This is a genomic window from Mycobacterium sp. 2-64 (assembly GCF_035918375.1).
In the GTDB taxonomy this organism is placed as follows: domain Bacteria; phylum Actinomycetota; class Actinomycetes; order Mycobacteriales; family Mycobacteriaceae; genus Mycobacterium; species Mycobacterium intracellulare.
In genome coordinates this window covers 5,317,447-5,337,973 of record NZ_CP142361.1, presented here as the reverse complement: position 1 = coordinate 5,337,973, position 20,527 = coordinate 5,317,447, and the positions used below count along the sequence as shown (strand labels likewise).

At 64.3% G+C, this 20,527-nt stretch carries 21 protein-coding genes; 14 read left to right on the top strand and 7 right to left on the bottom strand.

Going from position 1 to position 20,527, the window contains the following annotated elements; genetic code table 11:
* The first annotated feature begins 148 nt into the window (after nucleotides 1-148).
* The 3 genes from QGN31_RS25115 to QGN31_RS25105 all read left to right on the top strand — a co-directional run bounded on the left by QGN31_RS25115 (nucleotide 149) and on the right by QGN31_RS25105 (nucleotide 3,548).
* Nucleotides 149-1,300 (top strand): acetyl-CoA C-acetyltransferase, encoded by a 1,152-nt coding sequence (locus QGN31_RS25115; RefSeq protein WP_043954285.1) that lies wholly within the window; start codon nucleotides 149-151, stop codon nucleotides 1,298-1,300.
* Nucleotides 1,301-1,303: 3 nt separating this feature from the next.
* Nucleotides 1,304-2,476 carry an acyl-CoA dehydrogenase family protein gene (locus QGN31_RS25110; RefSeq protein WP_014941097.1) on the top strand — a complete coding sequence of 391 codons (1,173 nt, stop codon included), beginning with the start codon at nucleotides 1,304-1,306 and terminating at the stop codon, nucleotides 2,474-2,476.
* Nucleotides 2,477-2,798: 322 nt separating this feature from the next.
* Nucleotides 2,799-3,548, top strand: coding sequence for an SDR family oxidoreductase (locus tag QGN31_RS25105; RefSeq protein ID WP_014941098.1), 750 nt, complete (start codon nucleotides 2,799-2,801; stop codon nucleotides 3,546-3,548).
* A gap of 380 nt (nucleotides 3,549-3,928) precedes the next feature.
* On the opposite strand, the gene QGN31_RS25100 is transcribed toward QGN31_RS25105, so the two are convergent.
* Genes QGN31_RS25100 through QGN31_RS25090 form a run of 3 tightly spaced genes read right to left on the bottom strand, consistent with a single transcriptional unit; the run spans nucleotide 3,929 to nucleotide 7,928 of the window.
* A complete protein-coding gene (locus QGN31_RS25100; protein ID WP_014381579.1) occupies nucleotides 3,929-4,618 on the bottom strand; it encodes a TetR/AcrR family transcriptional regulator in 690 nt (229 codons plus the stop codon).
* Nucleotides 4,619-4,623: 5 nt separating this feature from the next.
* A complete protein-coding gene (locus QGN31_RS25095; protein ID WP_043954287.1) occupies nucleotides 4,624-7,509 on the bottom strand; it encodes an MMPL/RND family transporter in 2,886 nt (961 codons plus the stop codon).
* On the bottom strand, nucleotides 7,506-7,928 hold the full coding sequence (locus QGN31_RS25090) for an MmpS family transport accessory protein (RefSeq protein WP_014383602.1): 423 nt from the start codon (nucleotides 7,926-7,928) through the stop codon (nucleotides 7,506-7,508). Before QGN31_RS25090 ends, QGN31_RS25095 begins: the two co-directional genes overlap by 4 nt.
* Nucleotides 7,929-8,378: 450 nt before the next feature.
* On the opposite strand from QGN31_RS25090, the gene QGN31_RS25085 reads away from it, so the two are divergent.
* On the top strand, nucleotides 8,379-8,582 hold the full coding sequence (locus QGN31_RS25085) for a cold-shock protein (protein WP_009952110.1): 204 nt from the start codon (nucleotides 8,379-8,381) through the stop codon (nucleotides 8,580-8,582).
* 354 nt (nucleotides 8,583-8,936) lie between these two features.
* On the opposite strand, the gene QGN31_RS25080 is transcribed toward QGN31_RS25085, so the two are convergent.
* Both QGN31_RS25080 and QGN31_RS25075 read right to left on the bottom strand, forming a co-directional pair.
* Nucleotides 8,937-9,566, bottom strand: a complete 630-nt coding sequence (locus QGN31_RS25080) for a hypothetical protein (protein WP_008262709.1) — start codon at nucleotides 9,564-9,566, stop codon at nucleotides 8,937-8,939.
* Between the two features lie 84 nt (nucleotides 9,567-9,650).
* Nucleotides 9,651-10,565 (bottom strand): MBL fold metallo-hydrolase, encoded by a 915-nt coding sequence (locus QGN31_RS25075; RefSeq protein WP_014941104.1) that lies wholly within the window; start codon nucleotides 10,563-10,565, stop codon nucleotides 9,651-9,653.
* Between the two features lie 292 nt (nucleotides 10,566-10,857).
* On the opposite strand from QGN31_RS25075, the gene QGN31_RS25070 reads away from it, so the two are divergent.
* Nucleotides 10,858-11,415, top strand: coding sequence for a nuclear transport factor 2 family protein (locus tag QGN31_RS25070; RefSeq protein WP_014383604.1), 558 nt, complete (start codon nucleotides 10,858-10,860; stop codon nucleotides 11,413-11,415).
* An 82-nt stretch (nucleotides 11,416-11,497) separates the two neighbouring features.
* Here the strand turns inward: QGN31_RS25070 and QGN31_RS25065 are convergent, their stop codons facing one another.
* The gene (locus tag QGN31_RS25065) at nucleotides 11,498-12,268 is read right to left on the bottom strand and encodes an SDR family NAD(P)-dependent oxidoreductase (RefSeq protein WP_014383605.1); all 771 of its coding nucleotides are present in this window, start codon (nucleotides 12,266-12,268) and stop codon (nucleotides 11,498-11,500) included.
* Nucleotides 12,269-12,417: 149 nt separating this feature from the next.
* Here QGN31_RS25065 and QGN31_RS25060 point away from each other — a divergent pair, with 149 nt between their 5' ends.
* The 3 genes from QGN31_RS25060 to QGN31_RS25050 are packed head-to-tail and all read left to right on the top strand — an operon-like array spanning nucleotide 12,418 to nucleotide 15,286.
* Complete coding sequence (locus tag QGN31_RS25060; protein WP_009952105.1) at nucleotides 12,418-13,161, top strand: SDR family NAD(P)-dependent oxidoreductase; 744 nt, start codon at nucleotides 12,418-12,420, stop codon at nucleotides 13,159-13,161.
* A gap of 51 nt (nucleotides 13,162-13,212) precedes the next feature.
* Nucleotides 13,213-14,400, top strand: coding sequence for a cytochrome P450 (locus QGN31_RS25055; protein ID WP_014383606.1), 1,188 nt, complete (start codon nucleotides 13,213-13,215; stop codon nucleotides 14,398-14,400).
* Between the two features lie 22 nt (nucleotides 14,401-14,422).
* On the top strand, nucleotides 14,423-15,286 hold the full coding sequence (locus QGN31_RS25050) for an SDR family NAD(P)-dependent oxidoreductase (RefSeq protein WP_014710769.1): 864 nt from the start codon (nucleotides 14,423-14,425) through the stop codon (nucleotides 15,284-15,286).
* An 81-nt stretch (nucleotides 15,287-15,367) separates the two neighbouring features.
* On the opposite strand, the gene QGN31_RS25045 is transcribed toward QGN31_RS25050, so the two are convergent.
* Nucleotides 15,368-15,997 carry a TetR/AcrR family transcriptional regulator gene (locus QGN31_RS25045; protein ID WP_043954293.1) on the bottom strand — a complete coding sequence of 210 codons (630 nt, stop codon included), beginning with the start codon at nucleotides 15,995-15,997 and terminating at the stop codon, nucleotides 15,368-15,370.
* Between the two features lie 306 nt (nucleotides 15,998-16,303).
* Between QGN31_RS25045 and QGN31_RS25040 the strand changes: the two genes are divergently transcribed.
* From QGN31_RS25040 to QGN31_RS25015, 6 genes are all read left to right on the top strand, one after another.
* Nucleotides 16,304-16,726, top strand: coding sequence for an Hsp20/alpha crystallin family protein (locus QGN31_RS25040; protein ID WP_008262748.1), 423 nt, complete (start codon nucleotides 16,304-16,306; stop codon nucleotides 16,724-16,726).
* Nucleotides 16,727-17,297: 571 nt separating this feature from the next.
* Complete coding sequence (locus tag QGN31_RS25035) at nucleotides 17,298-17,495, top strand: hypothetical protein (RefSeq protein ID WP_014710772.1); 198 nt, start codon at nucleotides 17,298-17,300, stop codon at nucleotides 17,493-17,495.
* Between the two features lie 132 nt (nucleotides 17,496-17,627).
* A complete protein-coding gene (locus tag QGN31_RS25030; protein WP_014383609.1) occupies nucleotides 17,628-17,903 on the top strand; it encodes a hypothetical protein in 276 nt (91 codons plus the stop codon).
* 57 nt (nucleotides 17,904-17,960) lie between these two features.
* The gene (locus QGN31_RS25025) at nucleotides 17,961-18,701 is read left to right on the top strand and encodes an SDR family NAD(P)-dependent oxidoreductase (RefSeq protein WP_009952096.1); all 741 of its coding nucleotides are present in this window, start codon (nucleotides 17,961-17,963) and stop codon (nucleotides 18,699-18,701) included.
* 99 nt (nucleotides 18,702-18,800) lie between these two features.
* Nucleotides 18,801-20,234 carry an FAD-binding oxidoreductase gene (locus tag QGN31_RS25020; RefSeq protein WP_009952095.1) on the top strand — a complete coding sequence of 478 codons (1,434 nt, stop codon included), beginning with the start codon at nucleotides 18,801-18,803 and terminating at the stop codon, nucleotides 20,232-20,234.
* Nucleotides 20,235-20,360: 126 nt separating this feature from the next.
* Nucleotides 20,361-20,489, top strand: a complete 129-nt coding sequence (locus QGN31_RS25015) for a hypothetical protein (protein WP_008262754.1) — start codon at nucleotides 20,361-20,363, stop codon at nucleotides 20,487-20,489.
* The last annotated feature ends 38 nt before the right edge of the window (nucleotides 20,490-20,527 follow it).

Below are 20,527 nucleotides of genomic sequence, written 5' to 3'. Positions count from 1 at the left end.
TCTTGGCGCTGTTCGTCACTCGTTTCGGTTTTCGCACGAGATCTGTGCTCAAGACCTACCCGGTACACGCTGAGGAACCACTCCGCCCACTTGAATGGACTGAGTGGGACAGGTTCAGCTTTTTTTGAGTCTATGTTAAATTATAGGAGTGACTGAAGCCTTTATCGTTGACGCAGCTCGTACACCTGTGGGTAAGCGCGGTGGTGGATTCGCTGACGAGCACCCGGCCGACATGGCCGCCCACGTGATTCGTACTGTCGTCGATCGACACGACATCGACCCCGAGTCGATCGATGACGTCATCTTGGGCTGCCTGGACAACATCGGTTCCCAGGCCGGCGACATCGCGCGGACAGCGGCCCTTGCGGCTGGCCTGCCAGAGTCGGTTCCCGGCGTCACGATCGACCGCCAGTGCGGATCCGCTCAGCAGGCCGTGCATTTCGCCGCGCAGGCGGTGATGAGCGGAACTTCTGATCTGATCGTCGCGGGCGGCGTGCAGAAAATGAGCCAGTATCCGATCTTGTGCGCTTTCGGCGCAGGTGAGCCGTTCGGCGCGAGCGATCCATGGACCGGATGCCGGGGATGGGAGGCCAGGTTCGGCACCCAGGAGATCTCACAGTTCCGCGGTGCGGAGATGATCGCCAGTCAGTGGAAGTTGAGTCGCGAGGACAACGAGAAATTTGCGTTAACCAGCCACCAGCGCGCCGTGGCAGCTATCGCCGACGGCCGATTCACAAGGGAAATAACGCCGTACGCGGGCGTCACGGTGGACGAGGGGCCCCGCGCCAACACCTCACTGGAGAAGATGGCGGCCTTGCCGACCCTGGTTGAGGGCGGAGTGCTGACCGCGGGGGTGGCCAGCCAGATTTCCGACGGGGCGGCGGCACTGCTGATCGCGTCGGAAAGCGCTGTCAAGCGGTTCGGACTGACACCGCGGGCCCGAATTCACCACATGTCCGTGCGTGGCGCCGACCCGGTGATGATGCTGACGGCTCCGATCCCGGCCACCCGACACGCACTCAAGCGAACGGGACTCTCGATCGACGACATCGATCTCGTCGAGATCAACGAGGCGTTTGCTCCGGTGGTGCTCGCCTGGCTGGCAGAACTCGAGGCCGACCCGGATCGCGTGAATGTGAACGGTGGAGCGATCGCGTTGGGTCACCCCATCGGCTGCACCGGCGCCCGCTTGATGACCTCGCTGTTGCACGAGCTCGAGCGAACCGGCGGCCGCTACGGACTGCAGACGATGTGCGAGGGCGGCGGTCAAGCCAACGTCACGATCATCGAGAGGCTCTAGGCTGTGCGCCGAACGCTCTACGGCCCTGACCATGAGGCCTACCGCGAAACGGTCAAGGAATTCTTAGCCCGAGAAGTGGTCCCGCACCAGCACGATTGGGACCGAGCTCACCGGATCGACCGCGACGTGTTCGTCCACGCAGCCAAAGCGGGCATCTACGCACTGGAAGTGGACGGACGGTACGGGGGTGCCGGTGAACACGACTACCGCTACCGAATGGTGGTCTGCGAGGAGATCGCCCGAATCAACGCTTTGTCGTTCGGCTTGACCATCAGCCTCCAAGACGACCTCGTGCTGCACTACCTCCTCGATCTCACGTCTGAGGAACAGAAACAACGTTGGTTGCCGGGCTTCGCCTCCGGTGAATTGATCGGCGCCCTCGCTATGACGGAACCGGGTGCCGGCAGCGACCTCCGAGGGATTCGCACCAGTGCTCGCCGCGACGGTGACCACTGGGTTCTCAACGGGCAGAAAACGTTCATCTCCAGTGGGATCATGGCCGACCTCATCGTGGTAGCCGCTTGCAGCGATCAAGAGGCGGGCTCGCGAGGCTTCAGCTTGTTCGTAGTCGAGCGCGACACACCAGGATTCAGACACGGACGCCAGTTGGACAAGATCGGGCTACCGGCCCAAGACACTGCCGAATTATTCTTCGACGACGCCCGCGTTCCAGTCGAAAATCTGCTCGGCAAGGAAGGCAGCGGCCTCCAATACTTGATGAGCCATTTGCCGCGCGAGCGATTAGGTGTTACGGCACAGGCTATCGCGACCACACGCGCAATATTCGACCTCACGGTCGAGTATTGCCGACAGCGCAAGGCATTCGGTCAGCCGCTGACCGCGAAGCAACACGTCCGCTTCGAACTGGCTGAGATGTCAACGGAACTCGACATCGCGGAAGCCTACGTCGACAAATCGGTAGAAGCGTTCAACGCGGGCGAACTTTCACCAGTTGATGCGGCAAAAGGCAAGTGGTACGTCAGCGAGCTTCAACACCGCCTCATCGACCGGTGTCTGCAACTCCACGGCGGATATGGCTACATGCTTGAATACCCTGTTGCCCGAGCGTATGTCGACACCCGAGCGCAGACTATCTATGGCGGCACGACGGAGATCATGAAGGAGCTCATCGGCCGCGAGGTCGCCGGCTCGGAACCGACTTCCAAACGGAGATGAAGTGACGCCGTTTTCATCTCGGTGTCCGCGCCTGCTACCGCTGCCACTGGCGAGGGGCTCGGCCGGCATGCTGGAACTTTGCCGTGGCGGGGTGACGTTGCCCCCCGCTACGGCAATGCATATGTTGATCAACGGCATTGAAGCCCGTGGTGCCCCGCAAACGGACGCAAAGCCAAATGGCGAAGCGATACGCCGCAGGTCCGGCTCTCGAGGTGAAGAGCTCATGAGTGACCTCGCCTGAAGCTGCAATGGCAGCCGCCGACAATCAAATTATCAGCGAACCAGCCAAAGTCGTTTTCGCTCAAGAGGTTATACTGCGGACGTGACTCGGCAGAAGATCCTTATCACCGGTGCGAGTTCCGGCCTGGGTGCCGGTATGGCTCGCGCGTTTGCGGCCAAAGGGCGCGACCTGGCACTGTGCGCTCGGCGTACCGACCGGCTCGCTGATCTCAAAGCTGAGCTCGTGCAGCAACATTCTGATGTAAATGTTGCCATCGCAGCGTTGGACGTCAATGATCACGAGCAGGTGCCGAAGGTGTTCGAGGAGCTGTCGGATGCACTCGGCGGCATCGACCGGGTGATCGTCAACGCCGGCATCGGCAAGGGTGCGCGCCTGGGATCGGGCAAACTGTGGGCGAATAAGGCGACTCTCGAGACCAACTTGGTGGCGGCGCTGGTGCAGATCGAGACCGCGCTGCAGATGTTTCATGAGCAGGGATCGGGGCACCTGGTGTTGATTTCCTCGGTGCTCGGCGTCAGGGGAGTGCCGGGCGTGAAAGCGTCTTACGCGGCCAGCAAGGCTGGGTTGAGTTCGCTGGGCGAAGCGTTGCGCGCCGAGTATGCGCGTGGGCCGATCAAGGTTTCGGTGATAGAGCCCGGTTATATCGAGTCGGAGATGACCGCCAAGTCACAGACCACAATGTTCATGGTGGACAACGAGATTGGGGTCAAGTCGTTGGTTTCGGCGATCGAGCGCGAGCCGGGACGGGCGGCTGTGCCCTGGTGGCCATGGGGGCCGATGGTGCAACTCATGCGGGTACTGCCGCTGCCGCTGATCAAGCGCTTTACCTAACGCTTGGCGACCCCACACTGGGCGATCGCACGCAGATACCAGGCTGAACAGCAGATTTCGGCATACTCACCACATATGGCCTGACCTCGCCATGGGCGACTAGCGTGGTTCGTCGGTGTACCGCTCCTGTAAGAGTTCACCGGAGCTGACGCCCTTATTGCACTCACGGCATGTCGTGGCGCCGGTTGCCGCATGACGGCGGCGCGATTCCTAGATAGACGAAGTTGCCTAGTTTCGGCACCACCGTCTGGTTCTCGGATCCGCCATGAAGATGAGAAAACCGGGTCCGCCATTTTGTTGAGAACTCTTCAAACTTGCCGGTAGAGGCACCGCCGCCCGCCACGGAGTTTGAGAACCTACAGTCGTTGGTCGAACAGGCGCTACTTTGCGCTCCCGCCACCATCCTTGGTGCTCGCCGCGCAGACGGCAGGCAGGATGAGCGTGTCGATGACTCTGCGGACGAACTTCGCGTCGACGGTTTGACCGCTGATGACCCGCATCAGCCCCATTCCCGTCAAGGTGTCGGCGATAAGGGTCCAGTCCCCGTCGGGTGCGACCTCGCCGCGGGCGGCGGCCTGTCGGAGGATGGCCGTCACCACGCGCCTGCCCTTGAGCAGCATCAACTCGTCGAGGGCCGATGCGAGCTGCTGATCGTGCATCGCCTCCATCGCCACTCGCAGCACCAGATCGCTGGAGATCAGGTCGTCATCGGCGCGCGCTACACGTTCAACCACCGCGTCGAAGTCACCGGCAAGGCTGCCTGTGTCCGGGGCATCGTCGTCGATGAGGTCGGGCCGCCAATACACAAGCGCATCGGTCATCAACGCGGCCTTCGACGCCCAGCGGCGGTATATCGCCGCTTTACCAACACCCGCTCGCGCGGCGATATCGTTCATATTGGTGTCGTTGTAACCGTTTTCGGCTAATGCGGCCAGCGCGGCGTCGAGGATCGCGGGATCGCGGGATCGATCGAGCCGGCCTTGGGTGCGTTGGCGCAGTTTTGATTCCGTGTCTGACAAGCATTCCGCCGCGGCGACCAACCCCGCCGCCAGCTTGCCAGACTCGGTCACGGCTCTCACGCCCTCGCTGTCGCAAGGGGCGCAGTGTTGTCGTCGTCGACCGGAGTTGGCTCGGGTCCGCCACGGCCATGCCTGGTGATCTCAAAGGTGTTGAGCGGCCACCAGAACCAGCGGCCCAGCGCGGCGGCAATCGAGGGGGTCATGAACGCCCGCACGATCAACGTATCGACCACCAGGCCGATGCCGATGGTCATGCCGAGCTGACCGACCACGCGCAGGTCGGACACGATCATCGCCATCATGGTGAAGGCGAACACCAGGCCGGCCGCGGTGACGACGCGTCCGGTCGCCCCGATGCCACGGATGATGCCCGTGTTGAGCCCGGCGTGTATCTCTTCCCTGAAGCGCGAGACCACGAGGAGATTGTAGTCCGAACCCACTGCCAGCAGGATCACCATCGACAACGGGATCACGATCCACTGCACGCCCAGCCCCAGGATGTCCTGCCAGAGCAGCACCGACAAACCACACGCGGTACCCAAGGATGCGGCGACGGTGCAGACGATCACCAGGGCGGCCACCACACTGCGCGTGATCAACAGCATGATCGCGAAAATCAGGATCATCGCCGCGATGATCGCAATCATGAGGTCGGTGACGACGCCGTCCTGCATGTCGGCATACAGCGATGCCGTGCCGGCGAGTGAGACCTTGGCATTACTCAGCGGGGTGCCCTTGAGGGCATCTGCGACAACACCTTTGAGGCCCCGCACATGGTCGATACCCTCCACCGAGGCCGGGTCGCCCTGGTGGGTGATGATCATCCGGACTGCCTTGCCATCGGGCGACATGAACATCTTCATGCCACGTTTGAAGTCGGGATTGTCGAACACGTCCGGTGGCAGATAGAACAAGTCGTCATTCTTGGCCTGGTCGAAGTACAGGCCGATCTCCGTCGCGCCTTTGGCCAGCTCCTGCTGCTGGGCCTGGGTGCCGGCCTGGGTGCTATGGGTCGCGATCATGAAGTCGCGCATCTTTGTCATCGAGGTGATGGTGTTCTGCAGCACCGGCAACATCTGCGGCAGCAAATGATCCAACCGATCCAAATCGGTGGTGAGGCCTTGTATTTGGTCGGCGAGGGCGTCGATTCCGTCCAGGGTGTCGAAGACTGACCGCAGTGAAAAGCAGATCGGGATGTCGTAGCAGTGCTTTTCCCAGTAGAAGTAGCTGCGAATGGGTCTGAAGAAATCCTCGAAATCGGCGAGGCTTTGCCGCAATTCGTTGGTGGTGTCCACCATCTCGTGGGTCCTGCCAACCATGCTGTGCGTGGTTTCGGTCATCTCCTTGGTGATGGTGTACATGCGTTGCATGTTGGCGATGGTCCGGCTCATCTCGTCGGCCTGTTCGAGCATCTGCGCCGAGTTGTCGTTGTTGAACTTCGCGGCCTGCAGAGTGCCGGCGTTTTGCGCACCAAGCAGGAAGGGGATCGAGCTGTGCTCGATCGGCGCGCCCAGCGGGCGGGTGATGGTCTGCACCCGATCGATGCCCCGCATGCGAAAGACATTCTTGGCGACCTTTTCGATCACGAGCATGTCCGCGGGGGTACGCAGATCGTGGTCGGCCTCGAGCATCAACAGCTCGGGGTTCATGCGGGCCTGGGAGAAATGCCGGTCCGCGACGCCCATGGCCTGGTTGGCGGGCATATCGGCGGGGGTGAACTTCTGGTCGTTGTACTGCGGCACATACGTCATCAGGGCGACGAAACCCACGACGGCGATCACGCAGGTCACCAGGACGATCGGGATGGGCCAGCGAACCACGGAGGTGCCGACCTTGCGCCAACCCGGCGAGGAGACCACGTTGTGCTTGGGGTCGAGCAGACCGAACTTCGATGCCACCGTCAGGATCGCCGGCGCCAGCGTCAGGGCTGCGGCGATGATCACCCCAACTGCGATCGCGCAGGGCAGACCCATGGTCTGGAAGTAGGGCAGCGTGGTCATGGTGAGGCACAAGCAGGCACCGACGATGGTCAGCCCGGAACCCAGGATGACATGCGAGACACCGCTGTAGGCGACATAGAACGCCTCTTCGGAATCGAGGCCTTTCGATCTCTCCTCGTGATATCGCCCGAGTAGGAAGATCACATAATCTGTCCCGGCGGCCAAGGCCAGCATGGTCACCATGCTCACCGCGTACGGGGTCAAGCCGATGATGTTCAGGTTGCCCGCCGTGGCCGTAATGCCCTGTGCGGCAAATAGTTCCAGGCCGATGATGACCATGGACACCAGCATCGTCACCACGGAGCGGTAGACGATCAGAAGCATCACAATGATGACGCCGACCGACACCAGCTCCATGATCGCCATGCTTTGGTGCCCTGCCACGCTGGTGTCGGCATTGAGCACGGTATTACCGGCGACATGGGCCTTGATACCCGGCGGCGCTGGTACCGACGCAACGATGTCACGCACCGCTGCCACCGACTCGTGGCTGGGCGTCGTGCCCTGGGGGCCATTGAGGAAGATCTGCACGTAGGCGGATTTGCCGTCCACGCTCTGAGAGCCCGCCGCGGTCAGCGGATCACTCCAGAAGTCCTGGACGTTCTGCACGTGCTGATGATCGGCTTCCAGCTTGGCGACGATCTTGTCGTAGAACTTGTGCGCCGCGTCGCCGAGCTTGTCCTTGCCCTCCAGCACGACCATCGCTGTGGAGTCGGAATCGTACTGCTGAAACACCTTGCCGATGTGCAGCATCGCCCGATACGAATCCGAATTGGTGGGGCTGATAGGCACTGAACGCGTCGCCGCGACGGCATCGAGCGACGGGGTCAAGACGCCCAGGCCCACCGCGACGAGCACCCAGAACACGATGATCGGCAACGAGAAGATCCGGACCATCCGACCAACGAACGGGCGGTGCGGCTTCGTGTGCAAGTTGCTCATACGGATTTCACCAAGCAGTAGATGAACGGTTTGATGGCGTCGGTGCTCGTCCTGCTGTCACGCACCTGACCGTCGACGGTCACCTGACACCGAAGATCGTGGGTGCCCCGATCGCCCTGGGCCAGGATGTTGGCCGACATCGACGGCAGCGTCGTCACGATCGTGAAAGACCAGGGCAGCGGGGCGTTTTCGATGAGATGGGGTTGTCCGTTCTCATCGAGGTAGTTGAGATTCGCGGTCCCACCCGCCCCGGTGACCTCATACCGGATGTGCTTCGGATTGAAGTTCGCGGTAATTCCGGATCCCTCCGCCAGATTCGGGCCGTGATGCCCGGTGGACTCCCGGATGCGGGTGATCGCGTACGCGCCTAGTGCCACGACCACCACCAGCAGCAGCGGGATCCAGAACCGTCTCAACACTCGAAACACCGCGTGCGTTCCCCCAGCTTTCGTTGCGTTCAGTCAGACGCCGGACAGCCCGGTTGACGCGAGAAGATGGCTGCCAACCGAAGCGAAACTCGGGTTCCGAGTCAGCGACGGTGGCTACGCTAACACCGTCGCGTCAACCACGCCAACCGACCCGGGGGGCGTTGACGGGGTGGCGAGCTGTGTGCGCAACGGAGCCGTGATCGCATGGCCTTCACGCCGTAGCCGGTCGATTGGCATCGCGTCGAGCGGCGCGTAAAGGAGTCGTCCACCGCCACGCAGGTTGGCAACCTACGGTGATGATCGACGCGTAAATCTCGTCCGGTGGGGGCCCCCGGCGCGGCGCCGCCGTAGAAGACGGATTCAGGGACTCCAATTGTGGGGTAGGCTGAAGGGTGAATGTGTTCTGCATTCGCGAAAGTAAACGAAAGAAGTACAAGAGATATGACGCAAGGAACCGTGAAATGGTTCAACGGCGAAAAGGGCTTCGGCTTCATCGCCCCCGATGACGGCAGTGCGGACGTCTTCGTCCACTACTCCGAGATCCAGGGCGGTGGCTACCGCTCACTGGAGGAGAATCAGCGGGTTCAGTTCGAGGTAGGACAGGGCGCCAAGGGCCCCCAGGCCACCGGAGTGACCGCGGTCTGATCTTTACGTAATCTGTGGGCCGGCAAGGGATTACCCTTGTCGGCCCACAGATCGTTTACGGCCGGTGCCGCGGGCCCCGCGGCTCGGTCGAGAAGCTGCGCGACGTATTTGCGGCCCATGCCGCGGTGGGGCGCGCCGACCAATTGCACCCCATAGGTGCCGGCCCCAATCCTGGCCTCAATCGCGAACAGCCGGGTCATATCATACTCGAAGTACTAATGTCCATCGAATTCTATTGGCAGAACGATGTTTTCGGCGACGCACTGGTTGAGCGGTGGAAGTTCGTCAAGGGTAGGACCATCCCTGGTTCCGAAACCCGAGCAGCGGGATAGCGACGGAAGCTGTGCGACTGGTTCACTCTGGAGGCGGTGGTGCCTCGCCGCAATCGGTAAGCCTCGGCTGGGAAAACGTCACCGAGCCGACACCACCGAGGGTCATCCCGTTGTCCGCGAGCGTCATGGTGGTCGTGTACGGGCAGGTCTGAATTCCGGTCAGCCCGGTCAAGAACTCGACTTCGTAGGCGTACAGGAACGAACGCACGAGCTGGTCGGCATTCCACGGCACATCCAGCGCGAAGCCGAGGGATGACGCCGAACGTGCTCCGAGGACCCGTGGTCCCACCTCGCCGATCCCTGGTGTCAGGCGGAACGGGGTTCCGTCCTGCTTCGTGCCCGACACACTGCCGCTGCGGATGCGGTAACCGGTGGCGCCCGAAGGTACGAGCGGGCCTCTCGGGATCTTGGTGCTGAACAGAATCGAGTAGTTCGTACCTCCGGCGATGGCCGTTGTGCTGAAACTCGTCGAGGTGAATTCCTGGGGTAGCTGCACCGCGCAGTTGCCGACCATGCCGGATGGATCGCTGCACTCCGAAGGCTCGGCCAACGCGGCGGGTACGACGAGCGCGGCGCCCACGACGGGCACCGATAACGCGGCGCCCCGCATGAACACCCGGCGGGAGAAAGCGTCGTTGATGATGTCGGTCAATGCGAGCGCCTCCTTCGTGTGTCGGCCGACGCTACCGCGATAGCCTAGTCCGGCAGCGACAATGGCGCGACCACCCGGGAGCGGTCAGTAATCCCAGACGGTCGGTACGCACCGAAAGACGTTGCCGGCGACCGCGACCCGGCACACTGACGGGAACGGCAAGTGGGTGGCCACCAGCGACTCGCCTGTCGAGGCCAACTCCCGCAGGAGACGCACCCGAACGCGGGCCGCCTCCTCGGGGTCGTGCTCGAATCCGTTGTGCCACTCGGGGTTTTCGAATCCGACCTGGAACACGGCGTCACCGGCGAATGTCAGCCGGTCGCCGCCCGAAGCCAGGCGGACCACACTGTGCCCGGGGGTGTGACCGCCGGTGCGGGTGACGAACACGCCCGCCGCCACCTCGTAGTCCGTCTCGAACGTCTGGAGCCGGTCGCGGTACTCGTCCAGGAATCGCGAGGCGACCGAGCGAAGCACGTCCGGTATCGGCTCCGGCATGGTGGTGTGGGAGAAGTCGGGCGCCTCCCAGAAATCGGCTTCTGCGGCCGCCACGTGGATCCGCAGGTCCGGACGCAGCCGGTCCTTCAGCCCTTCGGTGAGCAGCCCGCCCACGTGATCCATGTGCAGGTGGGTGAGCACCACGTCGGTCACGGATGCCAGATCGACACCCGCGGCCTCCAGTCGCTTCGCCGTTTGCCCCGCCCGCGGGAAGTCCGGGAACTCCAGCCCCAGCCCGGCGTCGACCAGGATGGTCCGGTCACCACTACGCACCACGACCACGTTCAGCGGCCAGTCGACCACCTCAGGCGGCAGGAAGTTATCGCCCAGCCAGCCTGCCAGCGCGGCGGGGTCGGCGTTGGTGGCCAACGTCGAGGTGGTTATCGGTAGCACCCCATCGCTGATCACCAGCACGTCAATCTCGCCGACCCGCACCGCGTAGCGCGACGGCACCAACTCGTCCGCCGGGGCCATCCGGGCGTCTGAGGCGTGCGCCAGGCTCATCTTCGTCTCCTCGATAGTTGAAGGGCGGACCCGAACGGGCCGGCGAGGAATGGTGGAAAATTCATGCCGGTCCGGGTCGCACGGCATGAGCTTCGCGTGTCCAGGCAGTCCTTCGCGCCCTTGAAAGTGCGTAGTCCGTGTCCCGGCATGCGTAGTCGAACACGCGGCCTCTCGCAGGTTGATCACAACGAGGCCAGCCGTCCTGAACGAACACGCCCGCCTTGATGAGGTCGACCCCACGGTGTGCTATACAGATGTACAGCGAAGCCATTACTTCAGCGGAAGGACCGTCATGACCAACGGCGACGAGCTCAAGCAACTGCAGCAGCGGGTGCAGTACCTCGAGGATCGCACCGCCATCCTCGACTGCGTGATGAACCAGTCCCGTGGGCATGACCGCCACGACACGGAACTGATGGGCAGCGTCTATTTCGAGGACGGCGTGGACGAACACGGCCCGACCGTGAAACTCGGCCCCGAATACGGGGATTGGGCCAACAACGCGCACAGCATGGTCTTCGAGGACCACCTGCACAACATCACCACCCACACCTGTGAGATCAATGGCGACGAAGCCCATGCGGAGAGCTATGTCATCGGGGCGATGCGGGCCAAGGGCGGCAAGATCGTGTCGCTGATGGGCGGCCGTTACCTCGATCGCCTCGAGCGCCGCGACGGGGTCTGGAAGATCGCGCTGCGCCGCTGCACCCTCGAGTGGATGATGAGCGGCGATTCCTCGGTGATGGCATCGGGCGCCGTCAAGGGCTTCATCAAGGGCAAGTGGGACCGCACCGATCCCTCCTACGCCCGTCCGCTGACGATCGAAGACGTCCCCGCCGAACGGTGGTGAACCTCAGCGACGAGGTAGATCGCCTCGGTTGGAATCCGATCTGTGGTTACAACCCCAGCAGACCTCGCGTCTCGCCTGTGTCTCAGACACCTGCGGGGCCGGGCCCGCCGTGCATGTACAGCGTCTGACCCGAGCAGTAACTGGACGCATCAGAGGCGAAAAACAGTACCCCGTAACCAATCTCATCCGGCTCGGCAACGCGACCCGAGGCGTTGGTCTGTCCGATCACGTTGACGTCGAAGCCCTGACGCTCTGCGTCGGCTTCTAGGCCGGGCGTGCGGATGGCGCCGCAGGCGATGCAGTTGACCCGCACGCCCTTGCGGGTCCAGGCCGCGGCCATCGAGCCGGTGAGGTTGTTCAGCCCGGCCTTCGCGGCGGCATACACCGGCGCCTGGGGCATGGCCAACAGGCCGGCGCCGGACGAGATGTTGACGATGGCGCCCTTGCCCGCGGCGATCATCGGCTTGGCGGCCGCGCGCGACAGATACCACGCACTGGACAGGTTCAGGTCCAGCACCCGATGCCACTCGTCGTCGGTCCACTTCATCAGGGATTTGGTCTCACCGCCACCGGCATTGTTCAAAAGCACATCCAGGTGGCCAAATTCGGCCAGCGTCGTATCGACGAGGGACTGGCACGCCGCGGCATCGGTCACGTCGGTCGGCACGGCCAGTGCCCGCCGTCCCAGTACCTCGATCTCGGCGGCCGTGGCCTTCAGCGGCTCCTCCCGCCGTCCGGCGAGCACGACGTCGGCGCCGTATTCGGCCAGGACCAGTGCCGAAGCCCGGCCGATCCCAGTGCCGCCGCCGGTGATGACGGCAACCCGCCCCTGCATCGAGAACCTGTCGTCCACAACACCACTTCCCATCGTCGCGACCGGCAACAGACGCAATACGACTGTACAACATCAGCGAAATGCGGCCGCCTTGTCTACGGCGTACGTATCGCTGTACATTCGTACAGCACCCACCCAATGTCGGTGCGGCAAGGAGCGTGTCTGAGATGAGCCGAGTGGCGGTGGTGACCGGCGGCGGATCGGGCTTGGGTCGGTCGATCTGCACGATGCTCGCTGCCGACGGGCACCGGGTGGCCGTCCTTGATCTGAACGAGGAGGCAGCCACCCAGGTCGTCGCCGAAATCCACGAGGCGGGAGGCAAAGCCGTCGCGGCCGGTGTCGACGTATCGGAGGAAGCGTCGGTTCACGCCGCGTTCGACACGGTGCGAGCACAGTTCGGCCCCGTCGAGATCCTGGTGACCAGCGCGGCCATCGGCGGGTTCACGCGGTTCGACCAGATCACCCTGGCAGAGTGGAATCGGTTCCTCGCGGTGAACCTGACCGGCACCTTCCTGAGCCTGCAGGCCGGCCTCGCGGACATGGTCCCCGCCGGATGGGGGCGCATCGTCACCATCTCGTCGGCGGCCGGCCAACAGGGCGCGCCACGTCAGGGCCATTACTCGGCCACCAAGGGCGGGGTGATCGCGTTGACGAAGACCGTCGCGCGGGACTACGCCGGAAAAGGCGTCACCGCCAACACCATTCCGCCATTCGCGATCGACACCCCGATGCTGCGCGAACAACAGCGGCTGGAAAAGCTGCCGCCGACCGAGTACCTGACGCGGGCGATTCCCGCCGGCCACCTGGGCTCGCCCGAGGACGTCGCCGGATTGTGCTCCTACCTGTGCACCGACGCCGCGGGCTACATCACCGGCCAGGTGATCGGCGTCAACGGCGGTGCCGTCATCTAGGCCGAATGCCAAACGAATCGCGCCGCTCGGCAATAACTTTGGAGGCAGCAGATGGACGACCTGTACTACGATCCCTGGGATGTCGAGATCGACCTCGACCCCTACCCGACGTATCGCCGGCTTCGCGACGAATCCCCGCTCTATTACAACGAGCGGCACAACTTCTGGGGCATCAGCCGCTACGCCGACGTCGACGCGGCGCTCAAGGACACCACTCGCCTGAGCTCGGCCAAGGGCGACATCCTCGAAGTCGTGCTCACAGATCCGATGATCCCGGCAGGCGTCTTCATCAATGAAGATCCCCCGGTGCACACCATCCACCGCGCCATCGTGTCGCGCGCATTCACACCGAAGAAGATGCGCGCCATCGAGGACAAGGTGCGCGCGTTCTGCACCGCCTGCCTCGATCCGCTGGTTGGCGGTGAACGCTTCGACTTCGTCCAGGACCTCGGGGCAGAACTCCCGATGAAAACGATCGGGATGCTCGCCGGCATCCCGGATTCCGAGCAGCCCGCGGTGCGCGCCCACGCCAACGCGGTGCTGCGCAACGAAGCCGGCAAGCCTATGCACGTCGACAAGGAGCACTACTTCACCGGCGAGATGTTCGGCGAATACGTCGAGTGGCGCGAGAAGCACCCGTCCGAGGACCTGATCACCGAGCTGCTGAACGTCGAATTCGACGACGAAACCGGAACTACGCGCAAGTTGACCAAGCAAGAGCTGGTCATCTTCCTCGCCGTCGTCGCCGGCGCCGGCGTCGAGACCACCGGTCGGCTGTTCGGGTGGATGGGCAAGGTCCTGGCCGAACACCCCGACCAACGCAAGGAACTCGCCGAAGACCACTCCCTGATCCCGACGGCGATCGAGGAACTGCTGCGCTTCGAGCCGCCCGGGCCGCACGTCGCGCGCTACGTCGCGACCGAGGATGTCGCGTTCCAGGAGCAGATGGTGCCGGCCGGCAGCGCGATACTGCTGATGCTCGCCTCGGCAAATCGCGACGAACGGCACTTCGAGGACCCCGACCGGTTCGACATCCGCCGTAAGCCTGGCGGACACCTCACCTTCGGTCGCGGCGCCCACTTCTGCGTCGGCTCACCACTGGCCCGCCTCGAGGGCCGCGTCGCGCTCGAGGAGGTGCTCAAGCGATTTCCCGAGTGGACCATCGACATGGACAACGCGCGTCGTTCGCGCACTTCGACCGTCCGGGGCTGGGACTCCATGCCCGCGATCGTCGGCTGACCCGACAGACAGGAGAACTCTCATGTCGTCCGCACCGTGCGTGGCCGTCGTGACCGGAGCCAGCCGCGGCGCCGGAGCCGGCATAGCCCACGCCCTCGGACAGCACGGCGCCACCGTGTACGTCACCGGCCGCAGCGAGAACGCCGGTGACGCCGCCCTGCCCGGCACGATCCACCGGACGGCCGAAATGGTCAGCGCCGCAGGGGGACAGGGCATCGCCGTGCGTGTCGATCACGGCGACGACGAACAGGTCAAGGCGCTGTTCACCCGGATCGAGCAGGAACAGGGCCGCATCGACATCCTGGTGAACAACGCCGCCCTCATCCGCGACGAAATGATGGGGCGCACCAAGTTCTGGGAAGAGCCGCTCAATGTCATCGACACCCTGGATGTCGGCGTGCGCAGCAGCTACGTCGCCACCGTCTATGCCGCACCCCTGATGCTCCCGCAGCGACGCGGCCTGGTGGCCTTCACCTCCTCGTCGGGCTCGGTGCACTATGCCTTCGGACCCGCCTACGGAGTGCCGAAAGCCGCCGTCGACAAGATGGCCGCCGACATGGCCGTCGACTTCAAAGACACTGGGATCACGGCGGTATCGATCTGGATGGGATCGCTGCTCACCGACCGCGTCCGCGCCATCATCGCCAGCAACCCCGAGAAATTCGGGCACATCCTCGACAGCGCCGAAACACCCGAGCTCACCGGACATGTGATCTGGGCGCTCTACAACGACCACCAATGCATCGAACTCAGCGGCCAGACGCTCATCGGCGCGGAACTGGCCGTCAAGTACGGCATCCACGATGAAGACGGCCGGCAACCACCCTCCTACCGCGACCTGTTTGACGTCCATCCGCACACCCAGTGCGCCCATGTGATGCGCTAGCCGAGCGGCACCGCGGTGTCGCTATGCAGTTGGCTGCGCCCTGGTTCGATCCGGCTTCCCTGGAGAAGTCCGCCCTGAACGCTACGGTGAACGCCGTTGGGCGGTCTTACGTTTCGGCGCTGGGGCCGGTTCGATCGAGTCCAGGTACTTCTCGAAGGCGTTGGTGACTTCCTTGTGGGCGGTCTTGACGCCGATGCCCTCTTCGAGGTTGAGGAACTTGGGCAGCCCGGAGATCAGCAGTTGCAGGGCGGGTAGCGAGAAGTGTCCACCCGGGCGTGCGCTCTTGCCGAACCTGGCGACCAGCGCATCGACCTGACGCTTGCGGTTGGCCTGGGTCACCGCGGCGATCTCGGCCTGGATGGACTTGCGGTGGTTGCCCAGAGCCATGAACTCCGTCATCAACGCGCCCGACGCCTCGGTACGGCTGAACTCCCACAATGCGCGGAGTGGATCATCGGGGCGCGATTCGAGCACTTTGTCGAGGAGCCGTCGGCTGCGTTCGGAATAGCGGCGGATCGCCGAGAGAAAAATGTCGTCGAGTGTCGGGAAGTAGTACTGGACCAGGCTGGGCGTGACCCCGGCGGCCGAGGCCAGGGCGCGGTAGGTCACGCTCGCGTATCCCTCGTCGAGCATCATTTTCTCGACATGGTCGAGCAGGGTGTCCCGGGTCTTGGACGTCTCGGCGCCCACACGCCGCGCGGATGCTGCCATGTTCTCCTCGTTCAGCCGGTTCGTTGTATTGTGACACCGGTGGCACGCTGTACAGGCGTACAGTGCCGGGCGATTCTGCGATTGCGGCGCGGGGGTCTTGCGCCGAAGGGGGGCGCCGTCGCCCGGTCACGTCAACCCGATCTCCCGCTGCATGCGGTGGCCGGCAACATCTCTCGGCAACTGGCCCCGAAAATCTTCGCCAGACCCTTGCCAAGATCGCCGACCCGAGCTATATAAAAACTATGCCGCAAGGCATAGATAACCGATGCGAACAGACACCAGATGGGAGTGTTGGAGGTGACGACCATGTTGGTTCGTAGCGATCCGTTTCGTGACCTCGACCGCTTCACTCAGCAGCTATCGGGCACCGCGGCACGTCCTGCCGCGATGCCGATGGATGCCTGGCGCGACGGCGAGCAGTTCGTGGTCGAATTCGATCTGCCGGGAATCGATGAGCAGTCGCTGGACCTCGACATCGAGCGCAATGTGGTGACGGTGCGCGCCGAGCGCCCCGACGTCGATCCAAGCCGGGAGATGCTGGCAACCGAACGGGCGCGTGGGGTGTTCAGTCGGCAACTGGTGCTCGGCGACAATCTCGACACCGAACATATCGACGCGTGTTACGACGCCGGGGTACTGCGGTTACGTATCCCTGTGGCCGAGAAGGCCAAGCCACGCAAGATCGCGGTCAACCGCGGGGATAGGCAGCAGACCGCAATCAGCGCCTGATGGGCCGGTGCCATGCTGACAGAACGTGAGTTGGTGATGACGCACTGCGGCACCGGGACAGCGGCGCCCGGCACCGACGCCGAGGGATCAGCAGGCCGGCAGACGGGGCTCTTGCTGGCCGATGATCCGGAGGTGGCGGTCCTGATTGCCGAGGTCGACGCCATCTTGTGCGCGGCGTCAGTCACCCTGCTTCGTCGGCCACCGGCGCCACCAGTGGCCGGGTGCGCCCTGCTTGGGCCCCGGTCACCTGGTCGGTCCTGGGAGGTATGCGCACCGCCATGGCGCGCGCCCGCGCCCAATGTGCGCGCCGTGCAGCGCAGCCCTCCGCGGCGACCGTCGGCCAAGCCCGGTAACACCAGGATGGAGAAAGGCAGGTGATGAGATCACAACGAGGATGAATGGGCCAGTCCGCCGCGCCCGGGCAACTCCGTGGGCACTACCTCGATCCTGCACGGATGAGGTTCGGCCACTGCCATAGCCAGGCGACTCGTCCGGGGGCGGGCGGCCCACCCTCACAAAGCCAAACATGTTGACAGTCGGGGTTATTCATCAGTCGCGAAGGAGGGTAACCGTGATCGAACCAGCCATGCTCAACAGCCGTGCGCGCAGATACTTCGGTGCGCGGGACAGCTTTTTGCCAGTGGAGGCCGACCCCGCCGACTGGGCAGAACAGCAACTGTCGGTACCCCTGCCCGACGACGAATATCCCCATCTCGGTGGTGACCGCCGCGTCCTGATCTCGATGTCGGGCGGCGCCGACATCGACTGATATCGCATTGCGTTGAGGTCCAGCTTGTTTGAATCGGCAGGTTCCGTGCCTCACGACCTGGCCTGAGACTTGTTGGCCGGAGTGTGGCCGGCGCGTGACCCTCCCGCGACCGTGACGAAGGACGCTCATCACGTGACGGTAATCGCGGCGATCTGCGCGCTCACGACAGCGACGTGCATCGGCTACTACGTCGGCCGCCGTGCGCGTCCCACGCGGCCGAGCTGGAAGAAGCGCACCAGCAGGATCGCGCTGGGCAAGCTGGCGATCAACCTGGTCGCGGTGGTCACGGCACGCCGACTTCGGCAGAGCCTGCAGCTCGAGCGGATGTTCGCGAGTGGGCGAAGATCGAGACCGGTTGCCCCACTTGACCTTCTGCGGGGTAGCGTCGTGCGGATGCGGTCCTACTAGCCTGCCCGAAGCATGCACGCCGCATCGAACTCGCCGCGACGAAGGAAGAGAGCTGGCATGGCTGCGCTGCAGGACAAGGTGGCATTGGTGACGGGCGCGTCGTCGGGACTGGGCGCGGAAACCGCCAAACTGTTCTCGCGGCAGGGCGCAACGGTTTTCGGCATCGGTCGCGACGCCGGACGCCTGGCCGGCGTCTTCGCCGACGTGGAACGCGGCCGCCACGCATCGGTGGACATCGCTTCGCCCCGGGCCTGCAGGGACGCGGTCGAGCAGTGCGTCAACGAATTCGGCGGCTTAGACATTCTCGTCAACGTCGCCGGCAAACACCAGATGCGCCGCACGGAGTCGATGTCCGACGCCGACTGGGAGCAGGATGTCGCCGTCAACCTGAACGGCCCCTTCTTTCTCTGCCGGGCCGCGCTGCCCCACCTGCTGGAGCGAGGCGGAAACATCGTCAACGTCAGCTCGATCGCCGGTGTCGAGGGCCAGGCGTACTCGGCCGGCTACTGCGCCGCCAAGCATGGGCTGATTGGCCTTACCCGCGCGCTGGCCGTCGAATACACGGCGGATCGCCTGCGCGTCAACGCCGTGTGCCCGGGCGGGATGCTCACACCCCAAATCGAACAGTTCAGCGCCCCGGACAATCCGAACTACGACCTGATCATGCGCACGGCCTCCCCACGCGGCATGATGCAGCCGCTCGACGTCGCCAACGTGATCGCCTTCCTTGCCAGCGACGCCGCCGCGGCCATCCACGGCGCCGTCTATCGCGTCGACAACGGCAAGGGCGCCGGATAACGGTTGGGGCACGTTTCGGTCAACCGTCGACATGTCATGCGCCGCCACGGTTCTCGTGGCCGACAATTCGGGACATGAGGCAGTCGCGGGAGCCCGACGTTGGCGCGTGAGATCTCACGGCAGACGTTTCTGCGGGGCGCCGTCGGGGCGCTAGCCGCGGGGGCGGTGCTCGGCTCACCCCGTGCTTTCGCCGATCCCAGGCCGTCCGGGTGGGAAGGCCTTTCCACCGCGCTCGGCGGCAAGGTGCTGCTCCCGGACAGCCCCCAATTCGCCAGTGCCAAACAGGTTTTCAACACCAACTACAACGGGTCCACGCCGGCGGCCGTCGTCACCCCCACGTCGGCGGCCGACGTGCAGAAGGCGATGGCGTTCGCCGCCGCCCACAACCTCAAGGTCGCTCCGCGCAGTGGCGGGCACTCCTACATCGGAGCGTCGACCGCCAACGGGACCATGGTGCTCGATCTGCGCCAACTGCCCGGGGACGCCAACTACGACGCGGCCACGGGGCAGGTCACGGTGACGCCGGCCACCAGCCTCTACACGATGCACCGGACGCTTGCCGCGGCCGGCCGGGGCGTCCCGACGGGCACCTGCCCATCGGTCGGCGCCGCGGGGCACGCGCTGGGCGGCGGCCTGGGTGCCCAGTCCCGGCACGCGGGTCTGCTCTGCGACCAGCTGACATCGGCGTCGGTCGTGCTGCCCAACGGCCAGGCGGTCACCGCATCCGCGGCCAGCAACCCCGACCTGTTCTGGGCGCTGCGCGGCGGCGGTGGCGGCAACTTCGGTGTGACGACCTCGCTGACCTTCGCGACGTTCCCCACCAAGGACGTCGACGTCGTCAACCTCAACTTCCCGCCGGAGTCGTTCGCCCAGGTCCTCGTCGGATGGCAGAACTGGCTGCGCACCGCGGACCGAAACAGCTGGGCGCTGGCCGACGCCACCGTCGACGCGACGGGCACGCATTGCCGAATCATGGCGACCTCCCCGGCCGGATCCGGCAACAGCACGGCGGCGGCCATCACCCAGGCGGTCGGAATGCAGCCCTCCGGCACCGAGAACCACACCTTCAACTACATGGACCTGGTGAACTACCTGGCGGTCGGGAACCTCAACCCGTCACCGCTCGGCTACGTCGGCGGATCCGACGTCTTCGCCACCGTCAACGCGGGCGTCGCGCAGGGGATCGCCGCGGCGGTCAACGCCTTTCCCCGCGGCGCCGGGCGCATGTTGGCGATCATGCACGCGCTCGACGGCGCCCTTGCCACCGTGGCGCCGGGGGCGACGGCCTTTCCCTGGCGCCGGCAGTCGGCGCTGGTGCAGTGGTACGTCGAAACCGGCGATCCTGCGGCCGCGACGAATTGGCTCGGCACGGCACACCAAGCGGTGCAACAGTATTCGGTCGGCGGCTACGTGAACTACATCGAGGCCGGCCAGTCGCCGGCGCGCTATTTCGGCCCGAACCTGTCTCGGCTGAGCGCGGTGCGGCAAAAGTATGATCCCGGCCGGGTGATGTTCTCCGGGCTGAATTACTAGGCGGCGGGCAGGGCCCGCAAGTCGGTGATTAGACCAGCTTTGCACGGGGTACTTCCACTGCATCTGTGCGAATGAGGGGTTTGGTGAATGGCAGTGGAACACGGTCGCGCACGGTGCCCGCGATGCATGGCATGGGCGCAGTACAGCTTTCTAGAGCGCGACGACAAGCTCGAGTATCAGGTCCGTTGCGATGCGTGCGGCAACGTCTACTCCGAAGTCACCACCGCGTCGACCGCCACGACGCCGGCCGCCTAGCCGCCCGACCTGCTGCGTTACGGAATTTAACCCTCGTG

Excerpts from the sequence above, each read along its gene's own strand:
- QGN31_RS25070 (WP_014383604.1), top strand. The coding sequence starts at position 10,858 with ATGACCAACGGCGACGAGCTCAAGCAACTGCAGCAGCGGGTGCAGTAC.
- QGN31_RS25025 (WP_009952096.1), top strand. The coding sequence starts at position 17,961 with ATGGCTGCGCTGCAGGACAAGGTGGCATTGGTGACGGGCGCGTCGTCG.
- QGN31_RS25085 (WP_009952110.1), top strand. The coding sequence starts at position 8,379 with ATGACGCAAGGAACCGTGAAATGGTTCAACGGCGAAAAGGGCTTCGGC.
- QGN31_RS25015 (WP_008262754.1), top strand. The coding sequence starts at position 20,361 with ATGGCATGGGCGCAGTACAGCTTTCTAGAGCGCGACGACAAGCTCGAG.
- QGN31_RS25060 (WP_009952105.1), top strand. The coding sequence starts at position 12,418 with ATGAGCCGAGTGGCGGTGGTGACCGGCGGCGGATCGGGCTTGGGTCGG.
- QGN31_RS25095 (WP_043954287.1), bottom strand. The coding sequence starts at position 7,509 with ATGAGCAACTTGCACACGAAGCCGCACCGCCCGTTCGTTGGTCGGATG.
- QGN31_RS25055 (WP_014383606.1), top strand. The coding sequence starts at position 13,213 with ATGGACGACCTGTACTACGATCCCTGGGATGTCGAGATCGACCTCGAC.
- QGN31_RS25040 (WP_008262748.1), top strand. The coding sequence starts at position 16,304 with ATGTTGGTTCGTAGCGATCCGTTTCGTGACCTCGACCGCTTCACTCAG.
- QGN31_RS25075 (WP_014941104.1), bottom strand. The coding sequence starts at position 10,565 with ATGAGCCTGGCGCACGCCTCAGACGCCCGGATGGCCCCGGCGGACGAG.
- QGN31_RS25050 (WP_014710769.1), top strand. The coding sequence starts at position 14,423 with ATGTCGTCCGCACCGTGCGTGGCCGTCGTGACCGGAGCCAGCCGCGGC.
- QGN31_RS25045 (WP_043954293.1), bottom strand. The coding sequence starts at position 15,997 with ATGGCAGCATCCGCGCGGCGTGTGGGCGCCGAGACGTCCAAGACCCGG.